General features: G+C 63.3%; 1 protein-coding gene. It reads left to right on the top strand.

Features of this window, described 5'->3' with window-relative positions; genetic code table 11:
- Positions 1-237 (top strand): HNH endonuclease signature motif containing protein (locus V3587_RS30665; RefSeq protein ID WP_331703582.1); only part of this gene is annotated, 237 nt, incomplete at both ends.

Here is a 237-nt window from a genome sequence, read left to right as displayed (position 1 = left end):
TCCAGCGTCCTCCTCGACGGAAACGGTGCCCCACTCGACGTCACCCCACTCAAAAGGCTTGTCACCGCAGCACAACGAACCGCACTGATCGCCCGAGACAAAGGATGCGCCTTCCCCGGCTGCGACTGCGTCCCCGCCTGGACCGACGCCCACCACATCAAACACTGGGCCAAAGGAGGACCAACCGTCATGGACAACCTGGTCCTGCTCTGCCGAACCCACCACACCCTGATGCAC

Source organism: Rhodococcus sp. IEGM 1306, assembly GCF_036541985.1.
Classification (GTDB): Bacteria; Actinomycetota; Actinomycetes; order Mycobacteriales; family Mycobacteriaceae; genus Rhodococcus_F; species Rhodococcus_F qingshengii.
The sequence above is the reverse complement of the archived record's forward strand: the minus strand, read 5'-3'. Positions and strand labels throughout refer to the sequence as shown.